The sequence below is a fragment of the Streptomyces sp. NPDC006487 genome, from assembly GCF_042870555.1.
In the GTDB taxonomy this organism is placed as follows: Bacteria; Actinomycetota; Actinomycetes; order Streptomycetales; family Streptomycetaceae; genus Streptomyces.
Map to the genome: position 1 here is coordinate 122,201 of NZ_JBIAHN010000013.1, position 16,098 is coordinate 138,298.

The following is a 16,098-nucleotide window of genomic DNA, read 5'->3' on the forward strand; positions in this document are numbered from 1 at the left end:
TCACGGCGAGTGAGTCCTGGGGGTTCTACAGAGCCGCCTTCGGGATTCGAACCCGAGACCTACGCATTACGAGTGCGTTGCTCTGGCCAGCTGAGCTAAGGCGGCACCGCTGGGAAGACAAGAATTTCCCTGGTGGGAGCCTCTCATCAGCAGCGGAGCAAAGTCTACAGGGTTAAACGGGGTGCCCCGAACAAGGGCCCGGGGCGGGTGCTTCGGTGGGGGTCAGCACTTCTTTCCGTCCTTCGGAGCGGTGCCTTCCAGGAGGTACTGGTTGATCGCCGAGTCGATGCAGTCGCTGCCCCGGCCGTACGCGGTGTGGCCGTCGCCGTCGTAGGTCAGCAGGACGCCCGAGTCGAGCTGGCGCGCCAGGGCCTCGGCCCACTTGTACGGGGTCGCGGGGTCGCGGGTGGTGCCGACCACCACGATCGGCGGCGCGCCCTTCGCCTGCAGCACCCCCGCCGTACCGGTGGCCTTCGTCGGCCAGTACGTGCAGTTCAGCGAGGCCCAGGCCAGGCCCGCGCCGAAGACCGGTGAGGCCTTCTCGAAGGACGGCAGCGCCTTCTCGACCGCCTCGGGGCCGGCGAAGGCCGGGGGCTGGTCCAGGCAGTTGACGGCGGCGTTCGCCGACATGAGGTTGGCGTACTTGCCGTCCTGCCCGCGCTCGTAGTAACTGTCGGCGAGGGACAGCAGCCCGTTGCCGTCGTCACCGTCCATCGCGGCCCTGAGCGCCTCGCGCAGCTGCGGCCAGGCGTTCTCGTCGTACAGGGCGGCGATCACCCCGGTCGTCGCCAGCGACTCGCCGAGCGTGGGACGCGCCCGGTCGGTCGTGGGGACCGGCTGGGCGTCGACCTTGCGGAAGAACTCCTCCAGACGTTCCGCGATCTGCTCCGGGCTGCCCTGGCCGAGCGGACAGTCGGTCTGCTTGGCGCAGTCCGCGGCGAAGGCGCGGAAGGCGGTCTCGAAGCCCTCCGTCTGGTCCCGGTTCAGTTCGACCGCGGGCCGCGAGGGGTCCATCGCCCCGTCCAGGACCAGCCGGCCCGTCCGGCCCGGGAAGAGGTTGGCGTACATCGCCCCGAGGAAGGTGCCGTACGAGGCTCCGACGTACGTCAGCTTCTCGTCGCCCAGCGCCGCACGCAGGACGTCCATGTCGCGGGCGGCGTCGACCGTGGACACGTGCGGCAGGATCCGCCGGGAGTGCGCCTGGCAGGCGGCCGCGAACTCCTTGAAGGCGGCCACCAGCAGGGCCCGCTCCGCCGGCGTGTCCGGCGTCTGGTCCACCTGCGTGTACTTGTCCATGGCCGGGCCGTTCAGGCATTCCACGGGGCTGCTGCGGTCCACCCCGCGCGGGTCGAAGGAGACCATGTCGTACGCGGCGCGGACCGGGGCCGGGTATCCGATGCCCGCGTACGCCTGGAGGTACCCGATGCCGGAGCCGCCCGGGCCGCCCGGGTTCACCACCAGCGACCCGAGCCGCTTGGAGGGGTCGGTGGCCTTGCGGCGGGCCACCGCGATGTCGATGTCCCCGCCCGCGGGGTTCTCGTAGTCCAGCGGGACCTTCAGGGTGCTGCAGTCGAAGCCGGGCACACCGCACTCGCGCCAGCTCAGCTTCTGGTCGTAGTACGGGCGCAGCGCGGCCGGGACGGCCGTCGGCTCGGCCGACGGAGCCTCGGAGGCCCCACCGGACGACGCGGCGGCGCGGGGTGTTCCCGAACCGCCCGAGGTGCACCCGGAGAGCAGTAGCCCCGCAGCGGCGATCACGGTCCCGGTGGTGCGCAGCAGGCGACTGGTGTCCATTCCCGGAGCCTACGGCCTGCGGCCCTGCCCGGGGCGGTGGCACCCGCGGCGGGCGGCGGGCGGCCGCCCGGGGCCGGGGCGCCGCCCCGCACGGACCGGCGGCATCCGCGGCCCGCCACACGGACCCCTCGAACGGGTGAGGCGGTCAACCGGAGTCGCCGAACCGGGGAGAGTCGCGCGCGTCAGCCCGCACGCAGCGACATCGTCATCGCCTCGACCGCGAGCAGCGGGGCGACGTTGCGGTCCAGCGCCTGCCGGCACGCGATGATCGCCTCGATGCGCCGCAGCGTGCGCTCCGGGCCCGACTCCCGGGCGATCCGGTCCAGGTCCAGGCGTATTTCCTCGTTCGCGATGGCCAGCGAGGAGCCGAACTGGAGGGCCAGCACGTCCCGGTAGAAGCCGGTGAGGTCGGTCAGTGCCAGGTCGAGGCTGTCGCGCTGCGTGCGCGTGCGCCGGCGCTTCTGCCGGTCCTCCAGCTCCTTCATCACGCCCGCCGTACCGCGCGGCATCCGCCCGCCGGTACCCGCTCCGGCGCCGAGCGCGGCCCGCAGCTCCTCGGTCTCCTTGGTGTCCACCTCTTCAGCGACCTGCTTGGCGTCCTCGGCGGCGGCGTCCACCAGCTCCTGCGCCGCCTTCAGGCAGTCGCCCACGTCACTCACACGCATCGGCAGCTTCAGGACGGTGGCACGCCGTGAGCGGGCCGCCCCGTCGGTGGCGAGCCGGCGGGCCCGGCCGATGTGCCCCTGGGTCGCGCGGGCGGCGGCCTGCGCGACGTCCGGCTCGATGCCGTCTCGCCGCACGAGCACCTCCGCGACCGCGGACACCGGCGGGGTGCGCAGCGAAAGGTGCCGGCAGCGGGAGCGGATGGTGGGCAGCACGTCCTCCAGCGAGGGGGCGCACAGCAGCCACACGGTCCGCGGAGCGGGCTCCTCCACGGCCTTGAGCAGTACGTTTCCGGCACCCTCCGTCAGCCGGTCGGCGTCCTCCAGGACGATGACCTGCCAGCGGCCGACGGCCGGGGAGAGCTGCGCCCGGCGCACCAGCGCCCGGGTGTCCTTCACGCCGATGGACAGCTGATCGGTACGGACGATCTCCACGTCGGCGTGGGTACCGATCACGGTGGTGTGGCAGCCGTCGCAGAACCCGCAGCCCGGCTCGCCTCCGAGGGCGCGGTCCGGGCTGGTGCACTGGAGCGCGGCCGCGAAGGCGCGGGCGGCGGTGGACCGCCCGGAGCCCGGCGGGCCGGTGAACAGCCAGGCGTGCGTCATCTTCGAGGCGGCCGGCGGCGGGGTCCCCGCCTCGATGGCGGTGACCAGGCCGTCGGCGTCGACCGCGGCGGCGGCCAGCTGCGTCTGGACCCGCTCCTGTCCCACCAGGTCGTCCCATACGGGCATCCCGCCCACCACCTTTCGCCTCGCGTACCGTCCGTGCCGTCTGCTCACCCAGTGTGGCGGCTCCCACTGACAATCCCCGTCAGCCGGCCCCGACGACGACCACCGCCGTCACGCCGTCACGGCGCGACCACCGTCACTCCGATCACCGCCGCCACCACCGTCAGCGGCGGCGCGGCCCCCGGCCCTGCTCGTCCTCGTCGTCCCGGCGCCGTCCCAGCAGCTCGTCCGCCAGGGTCGGCAGATCGTCCAGCGGAGTCTCTTCCGCCCAGTCCGAGCGGGGCCGGCGCGGCCGGCCGTCCTCGGCGAGGAGCGGCAGTTCACGGGTCGCGTCGTTGCCCGAGTCGCGGAAGATGCCCGGCGGGACCCGGTCGGCCGGGTTCTCCTCAGGTCGCTGGGCCGTCGGCCGCGACGCGGAGTACGAGGCCCTGGGCGCAGCCGGCCGCGTCGCCGCAGCCCCACCCGAGCCCTCGCCCGGGCCCTCGCCCGAGCCCGCGCGCTCGCCCGCACCCGAGCCCGTGGGCCGTACGGGCGGCAGGACCGCCGTCTCGTCCGCCGGACCCGTCGCACGGACGGGCGGCAGCACTGCGGTCTCGTCCGCGGGACGCGCCGCCGGATCGGCCTTCGGGACCGGGACCGTCTGGGTGACGTCGTCCGGCTGCACGACCCGCCTGACGATCGGAGTCTCGATCGTCACGGCCTCGTCGTGGCGCGAATCCTTGCGCAGATCTGCCTGGGGAGCGGAAGCCCCCGGAGCCGCGGGAGCCGCCGGTGCAGCCACGGACGCCGAGGCAGCAGCAGCCGCGGCCGCCGCGGACTTCGCCGCCGTCTCCGCCGCCGAGGCCTCGGCCAGCCGCCGGGCCTCCTCGGCCTTCAGCAGGGCCTCCTCGGCCCGCCGCTGCTTCTCCAGCCGGCGCTCCTCGGCCTCGGCGTGCAGCCGGGCCTCCTCCTCCGCCTGCTTGCGCAGCCGCTCGGCCTCCACCGCACGGGCCTTCTCCTCGGCCTCCAGCCTCAACCGCTCGGCCTCGGCCCGCTCGCGGGCCTCCTCCTCGGCGCGCAGCCGCTCCTCGCGCTCCTTGCGGGCGGCCTCGGCCTCGGCCGCGAGGCGGGCCTCTTCCGCCTCGCGGGCCTTGCGGGCCTCTTCCTCGGCCAGCAGCCGCGCTTCCTCGGCCTTGCGGGCCGCCTCTTCCTCGGCCTTGCGCGCGGCCTCCTCGATGGCGAGCCGGCGGGCCTCCGCCTGCGCGGCCACCTCGGCCTCCGACAGCGGGAGCATCCGGTCCAGCCTGTGGCGCACGACGGTGCTGACCGACTCCGGGTCCTGGCCCGCGTCGACCACCAGGTAGCGCCCGGGGTCGGCCGCGGCCAGGGTCAGGAATCCGGCCCGCACCCGCTGGTGGAACTCCGCCGGCTCCGATTCCAGCCGGTCCGGCGCCTCGGTGAACCGCTCGCGGGCCGTCTCCGGCGACACGTCGAGCAGCACGGTCAGGTTCGGGACGAGACCGCTCGTGGCCCAGCGCGAGATGCGGGCGATCTCGGTCGGGGAGAGGTCCCGGCCGGCGCCCTGGTAGGCCACCGAGGAGTCGATGTAGCGGTCGGTGATGACCACCGCGCCGCGCTCCAGGGCGGGCCGTACGACGGTGTCCACGTGCTCGGCGCGGTCGGCCGCGTACAGCAGGGCCTCGGCGCGGTTCGACAGGCCGGCGGAGGACACGTCGAGCAGGATCGATCGCAGTCGCTTGCCGACCGGGGTGGCCCCGGGCTCGCGCGTGACCACGACCTCGTGACCCTTCGCCCGTATCCAGTCGGCCATCGCCTCCACCTGGGTGGACTTGCCGGCGCCGTCGCCGCCCTCCAGGGCGATGAAGAACCCGGCGTCGGACGCGGCCTGCACCGGCTCCCCGCCGCGCAGCGCCTCGCGCAGGTCGCGGCGCAGCGGTACGCCGCTGCGGTCGTCGGCCTTGGCCAGGACGATGACGGCGACCGGCAGCAGAAGGGCGCCGACCAGCATCAGCGTGAAGGCCGCGCCGCCGTGCGCGAAGACGACCTCGCCGGCGGCCAGCCGGTGCGGTCCGATCAGGGCGGCCAGCAGCGGGGCGGCCACGGCCCCGACGGCCACGGAGACCCGGACGACGGCCTGCAGGTGCTCGGTGACCCGGGCCCTGCGGAACTCCTCGGTCTCCTGGTCGAGCAGCGTGTGCCCGGTGTTCGCGGCGACGCCCGCGGCGCTGCCGGCGAGCAGCGAGAGGAACACCACCGTCGAGGTGTCCGGAACCAGCCCGGTCAGCAGCAGCGCCAGCCCGGCCACGGCGACGGACAGCGCCAGCAGACGGCGCCGGGACAGCGCGGGGAGGACCTTGCCGGCCTGGGTGGCACGGATGCCGAGGGCGGTGCCGCCGAGCAGGGCCAGGACGAGCAGCGAGAACGCGGCTGCTCCGCCCCCCAGGTCGGTGGCCTGCAGAACGGCCACGGCGGCGGCCGAGGCGACGGCTCCGGCGACGGCGGCGCAGACGAGGACCAGCAGCGGGATGGCCCCCGTACGCCCCTTCTCCGGCCGGTCCCCCGCCTTGGGGGCGCGCAGGCCCTCCAGCGGGGAGCGCGGACGCGGGGTCTTCGTGCCGGGCAGCACCAGCGGGAGCAGCAGCGACACGGACGCCGCGAAGAGGCCGGAGGCCACGTACGAGCCGAGAGCCGCCTGGTTCTCGGTGAACCAGCCGATGCCGAGGCCGAGGGCCTTGCCGATCAGGGTCGCGGCGAGCAGCGCGGCCGCGGCGATCGGCAGGGCGGCGAAGCCGGTACGCAGGTTCAGCCTGCGCAGTGCGTCGAGGTGGTCGGGCAGCGGCCGTACGGTCGCCCCCTCCGGCGGCGGCGCCGGCAGCAGGCCGGGCGCGGCGCTGTCCTTGGCCAGCACCCACAGCCGCTCGGCGGCGCCGGAGACGAAGACGGTGGCGAGCAGGGCGGTCAGCGCGTTCGGGCCGATCCAGTCGAGCCACAGCGGGGCCACGACGAAGAGGCCGAGCCGGAGCCCGTCGGCGCCGATCATCGTCCAGCGGCGGTCCAGCTTGCCGCCGGGGGCGGTGAGCTTGGCCAGGGGGCCCAGGAGGACCGCGCCGAAGAGGACGGTGGACAGCACGCGGACGCCGAAGACGGCGGCGACGGCGAGGGCCCAGCCGGTGTAGCCACCGCCGAAGGGCTCCTGCTCCACGGCCGTCTGGAAGACCAGCAGCACCAAGACCAGCAGGGCGAGGGCATCGCCGATGCCGCTCACCAACTGCGCGCTCCACAGCCGGCGCAGCCCTGGGGTGCGCAGCAGGGCGCGCACCGCCCGCTCGCGGGAGTCCGCGGCGAGGGCTTCGTCGTAGGTGGGGGCGGTGTCGGTGGTGGCGGTCACGACCGTCGGCTGCTCGGCTCGCGTCATCCGCCCAGCCTATCCGCTGCACTGGGCGGGCGCGGAGCCCTGTGGACAAGGCCCGGTGTGACCCCCGACCCACCTCTCCGGGGGCGTGCCCGAGGGCCGGTGCCGCTACGCCGGGGGCTGTCCCCTACCCGCCCTTCCACCGTTCCCGGGGCGCAGCCCTGAACCGCTTCCGGGGCTCCGCCACAGACCCCGGTCCTCCAACACCCGACGGCCGGAAAGACACGCAGGGCCCGTGCGATGCGCACGGGCCCTGTCGTGACTACTAGGTGACCACTCGGTGACTACCAGGCGCCTACTCGTCCGCTGCGGCGGCCGCCGTCTTCTTCGCGGCCGTCTTCTTGGCGGTGGTCTTCTTCGCCGCCGTCGTCTTCTTGGCCGTCGTCGTCTTCTTGGCGGCAGCGGTCTTCGTCGCCGTCGCCTTCTTCGCCGGGGCCTTCTTCGCGGGCGCCTTCTTGGCCGTCTTCTTCACCGGGCCCTTGGCGCGCTTCTCCGCGAGCAGCTCGTAGCCCCGCTCCGGCGTGATCGTCTCGACGTCGTCGTCCCGCCGCAGCGTCGCGTTCGTTTCGCCGTCCGTCACGTACGGACCGAACCGGCCGTCCTTGACGACCACCGGCTTCTCGCTCACCGGGTCGGTGCCCAGCTCCTTCAGCGGCGGCTTCGCGGCCGCGCGCCCCCGCTGCTTCGGCTGCGCGTAGATCGCGAGCGCCTGCTCCAGGGTGATCGCGAAGAGCTGGTCCTCGGTCTCCAGCGACCGCGAGTCCGTGCCCTTCTTCAGGTACGGGCCGTAGCGGCCGTTCTGCGCGGTGATCTCCGCGCCCTCGGCGTCCACGCCCACGACCCGGGGAAGGGACATCAGGCGCAGCGCGTCCTCGAGGGTGACCGTGTCCAGGCTCATCGACTGGAACAGGGAGGCCGTCCGCGGCTTCACCGCGTTCTTGCCCGTCTTCGGAGTGCCCTCGGGCAGGATCTCCGTCACGTACGGCCCGTAGCGACCGTCCTTCGCGACGATTTCGTTCCCGCTGATCGGGTCCTTGCCGAGCTCGAACTCGCCGCTCGGCTTCGCGAACAGCTCCTCCGCGTACTCGACCGTCAGCTCGTCCGGGGCCAGCTCCTCGGGCACGTCCGCCCGCTGGTGGCCTTCGGCGTCCTTCTCGCCGCGCTCCACGTACGGCCCGTAGCGGCCGACGCGCAGCACGATGCCCTCGCCGACGGGGAAGGAGGAGATCTCCCGGGCGTCGATCGCGCCCAGGTCGGTCACCAGCTCCTTCAGACCGCCGAGCGCGTCGCCGTCGGCCGGCACGACCTCGGTGGCGTCCTCCGCGCCGAAGTAGAACCGCTTCAGCCACGGGACGGACTGGGCCTCGCCCCGCGCGATGCGGTCGAGGTCGTCCTCCATCTTGGCGGTGAAGTCGTAGTCGACGAGCCGGCCGAAGTGCGTCTCCAGCAGGTTGACCACGGCGAACGACAGGAAGGACGGCACGAGCGCCGTGCCCTTCTTGAAGACGTACCCGCGGTCCAGGATCGTGCCGATGATCGACGCGTACGTCGACGGGCGGCCGATCTCCCGCTCTTCCAGCTCCTTGACCAGCGAGGCCTCGGTGTAGCGGGCCGGCGGCTTGGTCGAGTGGCCGTCGACCGTGATCTCCTCGGCCGACAGCGCGTCGCCCTCGCCGACCTGCGGGAGGCGCTTCTCACGGTCGTCGAGCTCGGCGTTCGGGTCGTCCGCGCCCTCGACGTAGGCCTTCATGAACCCGTGGAAGGTGATCGTCTTGCCGGAGGCCGAGAATTCCGCGTCGCGGCCGTCGGCCGACCGGCCGCCGATCTTCACGGTCACCGAGTTGCCGACCGCGTCCTTCATCTGCGAGGCGACGGTGCGCTTCCAGATGAGCTCGTACAGGCGGAACTGGTCGCCGGTCAGACCGGTCTCGGCCGGGGTGCGGAAACGATCACCCGAAGGACGGATCGCCTCGTGCGCCTCCTGCGCGTTCTTGACCTTGCCCGCGTAGACGCGGGGCTTCTCCGGCAGGTACTCGGCCCCGTAGAGCTGGGTGACCTGCGCCCGCGCCGCCGACACCGCGGTGTCGGACAGCGTCGTGGAGTCGGTACGCATGTAGGTGATGAAGCCGTTCTCGTACAGCTTCTGCGCCACCTGCATCGTCGCCTTCGCACCGAAGCCGAGCTTGCGCGAGGCCTCCTGCTGGAGCGTCGTCGTGCGGAACGGGGCGTACGGGGAGCGGCGGTACGGCTTGGACTCCACCGACCGGACGGCGAACGAGGTCTCGGCCAGCGCGGCGGCCAGCGCCCGCGCGTTCGCCTCGTCGAGGTGCAGCACCTCGCTCTTGAGCTGCCCGGTGGAACCGAAGTCGCGGCCCTGTGCGACGCGCTTGCCGTCCACCGTGTTCAGGCGGGCGACCAGCGTGGACGGGTCGGAGGCGTCACCGGCGCGGCCGGTGGCGAAGGTGCCGGTCAGGTCCCAGTACTCGGCCGAGCGGAAGGCGATGCGCTCGCGCTCCTTCTCGACCACCATGCGGGTGGCCACCGACTGGACGCGGCCCGCCGACAGCTTCGGCATGACCTTCTTCCACAGGACCGGCGAGACCTCGTAGCCGTAGAGGCGGTCGAGGATGCGGCGGGTCTCCTGGGCGTCGACCATGCGCTGGTTGAGCTCGCGCGGGTTGGCGACGGCGTCGCGGATCGCGTCCTTGGTGATCTCGTGGAAGACCATCCGGTGGACGGGGACCTTGGGCTTGAGGACTTCCTGCAGGTGCCACGCGATGGCTTCGCCCTCGCGGTCCTCATCGGTGGCGAGGAAGAGTTCGTCGGACTCGGCCAGCAGCTCCTTGAGCTTCCTGACCTGGGCCTTCTTGTCGGCGTTGACGACGTAGATCGGCGCGAAGTCGTGCTCGACGTCCACACCGAGGCGACGGACCTCGCCCGTGTACTTGTCGGGAACCTCGGCCGCGCCGCTGGGGAGGTCGCGGATGTGCCCGACGCTCGCCTCGACGACGTATCCGGGGCCGAGGTAGCCCTTGATCGTCTTCGCCTTGGCAGGGGACTCGACGATGACGAGTCGGCGGCCGCCCTTTGCGGTCTCGCTAGTCGGGGACAACTTGGCTCTTCTCTCCGGTCGGCACTCGGTCGCAGTACGGCGACGCTGCGGAGTGTGACGGTACAACCCGCCCCCGTGTCAAACGGCAGAAGCCCGCAACGGCCACTCGAACGGTAACCCGACAAGTGCCATTTCTGCCGCCCGGATGCCGCGGCAGGCCCTCCGCACTCACCGGGCAGGGTGGCCGAAGGGCCGTCTGGCCCCGCCCCGGCACCCCGCTTCACGTCGTTCTTTACGATCCTGCGCACATTCCGGACGAGCGGAGGAAACCCGGCGCGCCGCCGGACGTGGGCGACATCCGGCCGATTCCGCGGCCTCGCCCCCCAAGCCCCGCCCCCGCCGGACCGAGGCACCCCCCACCATCAGGGAAGACACCGCCCGGGCCCCCGGGGAGCCGCCCGCCGAGGCCCCCGAATGCCGAGGGGCACGGGTGCCGCGGGCACCCCGTCCCGTGAGCTTCGCCTCAGCGAGCCCCGCCCTCAGAGCCGTCCGAGGCACCAGACCCCGAGGGCCAGCGACACCCCGCCGGCGAGCAGGGCCACCGGTACGGCCACGACGGGGCGCACGCCCTCGGCCACCGGCGCGCCGCGTAGGGCACGCGCCCCCGTCCAAGCCAGCAGAGCGGCCCCGAACAGCAGGAACACGGCCGCCGCGAAGATCGCCGGACCGTGCTCCATGCCGTTCACCTCATCCCCCGGGCCGCTCCCGGGATCCCCCCGGATCCCGCTGAGCGGAGGATTTCAGCCGGGGGGAGACAGCAGGCGAACCTGGGGTTACATCCCGGCTCCGACCTGCCCGGGGCCCGCACGGGGCGCACCGGCGCACGACGGCGCACACCGGCGCACGGCAGCCTCCGCCCCTACTCCCCCGGGGCTCCCGCCCCGGCTTCCGCTCCGGCGTCCGCCCCGGTCAGCGGCTCCAGGAACCCCTGCTCCACCAGCATCCGGATCGCCTCGGGCGTCCGGTCCCGCAGGACCACCGGGTCCTCCTCGACCAACTGGGCGATGGCGTCCAGAATCCGCCCCGCGCTCAGTGATCCGTCACACACCCCGGCGAAGCCGGCCCCGACCGTGTCGACCTTGGTGGCGCGCCGCATGCCCCGGTTCTGCCGGAGCACGACGTGTTCCGGATCCTCCGCGCCGGGCGCGCCGACCTGCTCCTGCACGACCTCCTCGGTCAGCCGGAAGTAGCCCGCGAGCAGGGCCGCGTCATCGTGGTCGCGCAGGTAGTCCTGGCGCGCGAAGTGCTCGAGGACGGCCTCCCCGAGCGGCTGTTCCACCGAGTGCGGCCACTCCTCGACCACGATCGAGGGCTCGGCCGCGTCGCTGCGCCGCAGCGTGATCCAGCCGAAGCCGACGGCCTTGGTCTTGCGGGCTTCGAACTCGTCCAGCCAGTCCTCGTACCGCTGTTCGTACTCGGCGGGGTCGGTGCGGTGATCGCCCGCGTCGCGCAGCCACAACTCCGCGTACTGCGTCACGTCCTGCACGTCACGCTGCACGATCCAGGCATCGCAGCCGCGTGGCACCCAGGCCCGTACCCGGTCGTGCCAGTCCTCGCCGTCCACGTGCTGCCAGTTGCCCAGGAACTGAGCGAATCCGCCCGGGTTGAGCCGGGCTCCGGCCTCCTGGACCAGGGTCCGGCACAGGTCGTCGCCGCCCATCCCGCCGTCCCGGTACGTCAGCCGGGCCCCCGGGGAGATCACGAAGGGCGGATTCGACACGATCAGGTCGTACGTGGCCGCGCCGACCGGCTCGAACAGCGACCCGGTCAGCAGTTCCGCCTCGGGGGCCCCCGACAGCGCCAGCGTCAACCGGGTGAACTCCAGGGCCCGCGGGTTGACATCGGTCGCCGTGACCCGGGTCGCGTGCTGCGCGGCGTGCAGCGCCTGGATCCCGGATCCGGCACCCACGTCGAGGGCCGAACCGACCGGCGTGCGGACGGTGATCCCGGCCAGCGTCGTGGAGGCACCGCCGACGCCGAGGACCACGCCCTCCTCGCGATGGCCGATCCCGCCGGCCCCGCCGACGGCGCAGCCGAGGTCGGAGACGATGAACCAGTCCTCGCCGTCCGGACCGCCGTACGGGCGCACGTCCACGGTGGCGTGCACCTCATCGCCCTCGCGCCGCAGCCAGCCGTCGGCCACCGCCGCGTCCACGGGCAGGGCGGCCGCGGCGTGTACGTACGGCACCGGCTGGCGCAGCAGGAAGAGCCGGGTCAGGCTCGCGAGCGGCCCGTCGCCGCGGCTCCGCGTGGCGCGCAGGGCGGGGACCGTCTCGCTGCGGGCCAGCGCGGCGTACGCCGGGGCACCGAGCAGGTCGAGCAGCCCGTCGGCGGTGAAGCCCGCGGCGAGCAACGCGGCGCGCAGCTCGGCCGCGCGGGCCGACGAGGGGAGGCGGGCGGGCAGACCGGGGGGAAGGCTGGTGGTACTCACCCGCCCATTGTGGCCGCTGCCGCCGCCAATGCCCGCGCCACACGGCCTTCGGCGTGGGCGCCCGTCGCCCCCCGCGAGCTCCTGCCCGGGGTCCGCACCCCGGGACGGGCCCCGGCCGGGCGCAGTTCCGTACGGCCGGACCCGACCCGGACATGCCGGGGCGGCCGGGTCCCGAAGGATCCCGGCCGCCCCGGTGTGTGCGGAGTCGCCGGCCAGGCGGCCGCCCTCGCGTCCTCGCCCTCGTCGTCCTCGACCGTTACCGGGACGAGGACGAGGACGAGGACGAGGCCGACGAGGACGAGGTCTAGGACTGCGCCGGCGACGGAGTCGTCACCTGGCAGCCCTTCTGACCGTTCATCGACTTGTCCAGGCCGCCCGCCTTGAGCTGGTCGAGGGCTTCCTTGCCACCCTTGGTCGCCTCCTCCAGGCCGCCCGCGACCTCCTTGAGGCCCTCGGCGAACTTGCCCTGGTCCTTGGCGTCAAGGGCGTCCATCTTCGTCTTGAGGGCGGTGTAGCCCGCCGACGTCGACTCGAAGCCCATGACCGCGGCGGCCTGGGTCTTCTCCCCGTCCTTGACGGGCGGAACTCCCGCGTTCGTGAGGGCCGTACCCATCGCCTTGTACGACTCGGCCATGGTCCCGAAGGCCGCCGAGTCGGTCGACTGGACCTCCTCGGGCTTGCTGCTCTCGGTCGCCACCCGCTTGATGTCGGCGTTCGCCTTCTCGATCTTCTCGAGCTCGGGCTGCCAGCTGTCGCAGACCTTCTTGGCCCAGGCGTCGGTCTTCTTGTCGCCGTCGTCCCCGCCGCAGCCGGACAGGACGAGCATCAGCACCGCAGCGCCCGATACCGCGGCCGCAAGCTTCTTGTTCACCGGATTGGTCCCTTCGAAGGCTCTCGGCCCGGAAGATACACGTCCACCATCCGGGAAACGCAAAGGCGGACGGACGGCGCGTCAGTCCGCGCCCCCCGTCCGCCATTCGGGCGTACGGTCGAGTCGAGCCCCGGGTCGAGCCGGATCGGGCCGGTTCAGGCCCGCGTCGGCCGTCTCAGGAAGAGACGGCCGCCGCCGGGTCGGCCTGCTGGCCCACCCGCTCGGCGGTCGCGCCCTCGCCCGTCCCGTCGTCGCCCACGGCGATGCCGCGGCGCTTGGAGATGTACACCGCACCGACGATGACGCCGATCGCGAGGACCGCGACGATGGCCCGTACCGTCGGACTGGCGTCCGCCCCGTAGCTGAACTGCACGATCGCGGGGGCGATCAGCAGCGCCACCAGGTTCATGACCTTGAGCAGCGGGTTGATGGCGGGACCGGCGGTGTCCTTGAACGGGTCGCCGACGGTGTCGCCGATGACCACGGCCTCGTGGGCCGCGCTGCCCTTGCCGCCGTGGTGCCCGTCCTCGACGAGCTTCTTCGCGTTGTCCCACGCGCCACCGGAGTTGGCGAGGAAGACCGCCATCAGGGTGCCCGTGCCGATCGCGCCGGCGAGGAAGGAACCAAGGGCTCCGACGCCGAGCGTGAACCCGACGGCGATCGGCGTGAGGACGGCGAGCAGCCCGGGCGTGGCGAGTTCGCGCAGCGCGTCCTTGGTGCAGATGTCCACGACGCGCCCGTACTCGGGCTTCTCGGTGTAGTCCATGATCCCGGGGTGCTCCCGGAACTGGCGGCGCACCTCGTAGACCACCGCACCCGCCGAGCGGGACACGGCGTTGATGGCGAGGCCGGAGAACAGGAACACGACGGCCGCGCCCAGGATCAGCCCGACCAGGTTGTTGGGCTGCGCGATGTCCAGGCTGAGGTTCATCTCCCCGGCCGTCTTGGCTCCGACCTCCTTGACCGCGTTCGCGATGGCGTCGTTGTACGAGCCGAAGAGCGCGGCCGCGGCGAGCACGGCCGTGGCGATCGCGATGCCCTTGGTGATGGCCTTGGTGGTGTTGCCCACCGCGTCCAGGTCCGTCAGCACCTGCGCGCCGGCGCCCTCGACGTCCCCGGACATCTCCGCGATGCCCTGGGCGTTGTCGGAGACCGGACCGAAGGTGTCCATGGCGACGATGACGCCGACCGTGGTGAGCAGACCGGTGCCGGCCAGTGCCACGGCGAAGAGCGCCAGCATGATCGAGGTGCCGCCGAGCAGGAACGCCCCGTACACGCCGAGGCCGATGAGCAGCGCCGTGTAGACGGCGGACTCCAGACCGACCGAGATGCCGGCGAGCACGACCGTGGCGGCGCCCGTCAGGGAGGACTTGCCGATGTCCCGGACGGGACGGCGGTTGGTCTCGGTGAAGTAGCCGGTGAGCTGCTGGATCAGGGCCGCGAGCACGATGCCGATGGCGACGGCGACCAGCGCCAGGATCCGCGGGTCGCCGGAGTGCCCGGAGATCGCGGCGTCGTCGACGCCGACGAGCTCCTTGTAGGTGCCCGGCAGGTACGCGTAGACGGCGATCGCGACGAGGACCAGCGAGATGGCCGCGGAGATGAAGAAGCCGCGGTTGATGGCGGTCATTCCGCTGCGGTCGGTACGCCGCGGGGAGACCGCGAAGATGCCGATCATCGCGGTGACGACCCCGATGGCGGGGACGATCAGCGGGAAGGCCAGGCCCAGGTCGCCGAAGGCGGCCTTGCCGAGGATGAGGGCCGCCACGAGGGTGACGGCGTACGACTCGAAGAGGTCGGCGGCCATTCCCGCGCAGTCTCCGACGTTGTCGCCCACGTTGTCGGCGATGGTCGCGGCATTGCGCGGGTCGTCCTCCGGAATGCCCTGCTCGACCTTGCCGACCAGGTCGGCGCCGACGTCGGCGGCCTTGGTGAAGATGCCGCCTCCGACACGCATGAACATCGCGATGAGCGCGGCACCGAGGCCGAAGCCCTCCAGGACCTTGGGGGCGTCGGCGGCGTAGACGAGCACGACGCAGGACGCGCCGAGCAGGCCGAGACCGACGGTGAACATGCCCACCACGCCGCCGGTGCGGAACGCGATCCGCATGGCCTTGTGGGAGACCTCGGTCAGGTCCTTGGCGGGCTCGCCCTCGGCGGGGGTGGCCTCGCGCGCGGCGGCGGCGACGCGGACGTTGGCACGGACCGCGAGGCGCATGCCGATGTAGCCGGTGGCGGCCGAGAAGATGGCGCCGACGAGGAAGAAGGCGGAACGTCCCGCCCGCTGCGTCCAGTCGTCGGCGGGGAGCAGGAACAGCAGGAAGAACACGACGACAGCGAAGACGCCGAGCGTGCGGAGCTGCCGGCCGAGGTAGGCGTTGGCGCCTTCCTGGACGGCGGCGGCGATCTCCTTCATCTTGTCGGTTCCCTCGTCGGCGGCGAGGACCTGGCGGACCAGGATCTGCGCGACGACGAGCGCGGCGATGGCAACGGCCGCAATGACGATCACGATGAGCCGGTTGTCATCGGTGAGTACTGCGGATGCCAGGTCAGTGGTGCGACCGGGCGCGATAGGGGTGAAGAGCCCCGTCATTCGTCCTCCTTGACGTGATGAGCTCAAGATGTGGACGGATTGTAGGGAGCGGGACCCGATCAAAACAGTACGCAGGAAACGGAATTGGCTCGCACTTGCTCCTCACCAATAGATCTGGTCACTCCATTACCCTCGAAAGCGGTAACGGGGCAAAAGCATTGACGCCTGATCACCGATCTGCAAAACCGCTGGAGAACGATCACGAAATGGATCTACGGTTACCCGAAAGGCCCTGCTCGGCAGGGCCTTGAATAAGATCAGAAGATACGTCGGCACGCGCGGCGGAACATCATCGGTGCCCCCGCCCCCGGTGCTCCGACGCCTTACCGGCACCCGCCCGGTCCCCCGTCGCCGGACGGCACGCCTCCGGGAAGCGACCGCCGCGAGGGCCGGCCGGGACAGGAAACAGACCGGGAACCACGAAACCCCCCGGCCGGGACGAGAACCCGCCGGTCACCACGAGAACCCGCCAAGCGGCGTCCACAAGGGACGGG

The 16,098-nt window shown here is 72.5% G+C and carries 8 protein-coding genes and 1 tRNA gene; all 9 read right to left on the bottom strand.

Annotation, left to right across the window (positions count from 1 at the left end; genetic code table 11):
• Positions 1 to 31 precede the first annotated feature (31 nt).
• Positions 32 to 105, bottom strand: a tRNA-Thr gene (locus ACFYM0_RS23705).
• Between the two features lie 117 nt (positions 106 to 222).
• A complete protein-coding gene (locus ACFYM0_RS23710) occupies positions 223 to 1,794 on the bottom strand; it encodes an alpha/beta fold hydrolase (protein ID WP_388504508.1) in 1,572 nt (523 codons plus the stop codon).
• A gap of 182 nt (positions 1,795 to 1,976) precedes the next feature.
• Complete coding sequence (locus ACFYM0_RS23715; protein ID WP_388504510.1) at positions 1,977 to 3,188, bottom strand: DNA polymerase III subunit delta'; 1,212 nt, start codon at positions 3,186 to 3,188, stop codon at positions 1,977 to 1,979.
• Between the two features lie 160 nt (positions 3,189 to 3,348).
• Positions 3,349 to 6,600, bottom strand: a complete 3,252-nt coding sequence (gene tmk / locus ACFYM0_RS23720; RefSeq protein WP_388504513.1) for a dTMP kinase — start codon at positions 6,598 to 6,600, stop codon at positions 3,349 to 3,351.
• 292 nt (positions 6,601 to 6,892) lie between these two features.
• Entirely contained in the window at positions 6,893 to 9,709 is a 2,817-nt protein-coding gene (gene topA, locus ACFYM0_RS23725) for a type I DNA topoisomerase (RefSeq protein WP_388504515.1), read from the bottom strand.
• Between the two features lie 479 nt (positions 9,710 to 10,188).
• Positions 10,189 to 10,386, bottom strand: a complete 198-nt coding sequence (locus ACFYM0_RS23730) for a hypothetical protein (protein ID WP_327254223.1) — start codon at positions 10,384 to 10,386, stop codon at positions 10,189 to 10,191.
• 182 nt (positions 10,387 to 10,568) lie between these two features.
• On the bottom strand, positions 10,569 to 12,140 hold the full coding sequence (locus ACFYM0_RS23735) for a methyltransferase (RefSeq protein WP_388504518.1): 1,572 nt from the start codon (positions 12,138 to 12,140) through the stop codon (positions 10,569 to 10,571).
• 304 nt (positions 12,141 to 12,444) lie between these two features.
• On the bottom strand, positions 12,445 to 13,011 hold the full coding sequence (locus tag ACFYM0_RS23740; protein WP_388504520.1) for a small secreted protein: 567 nt from the start codon (positions 13,009 to 13,011) through the stop codon (positions 12,445 to 12,447).
• A gap of 175 nt (positions 13,012 to 13,186) precedes the next feature.
• Positions 13,187 to 15,604 carry a sodium-translocating pyrophosphatase gene (locus ACFYM0_RS23745; RefSeq protein ID WP_388504523.1) on the bottom strand — a complete coding sequence of 806 codons (2,418 nt, stop codon included), beginning with the start codon at positions 15,602 to 15,604 and terminating at the stop codon, positions 13,187 to 13,189.
• Positions 15,605 to 16,098 lie beyond the last annotated feature (494 nt).

Bases quoted from the DNA above. Each gene is read 5' to 3' on its own strand.
- ACFYM0_RS23715 (WP_388504510.1), bottom strand. From the start codon at position 3,188: ATGCCCGTATGGGACGACCTGGTGGGACAGGAGCGGGTCCAGACGCAG.
- ACFYM0_RS23710 (WP_388504508.1), bottom strand. From the start codon at position 1,794: ATGGACACCAGTCGCCTGCTGCGCACCACCGGGACCGTGATCGCCGCT.
- ACFYM0_RS23745 (WP_388504523.1), bottom strand. From the start codon at position 15,604: ATGACGGGGCTCTTCACCCCTATCGCGCCCGGTCGCACCACTGACCTG.
- ACFYM0_RS23730 (WP_327254223.1), bottom strand. From the start codon at position 10,386: ATGGAGCACGGTCCGGCGATCTTCGCGGCGGCCGTGTTCCTGCTGTTC.
- tmk (WP_388504513.1), bottom strand. From the start codon at position 6,600: ATGACGCGAGCCGAGCAGCCGACGGTCGTGACCGCCACCACCGACACC.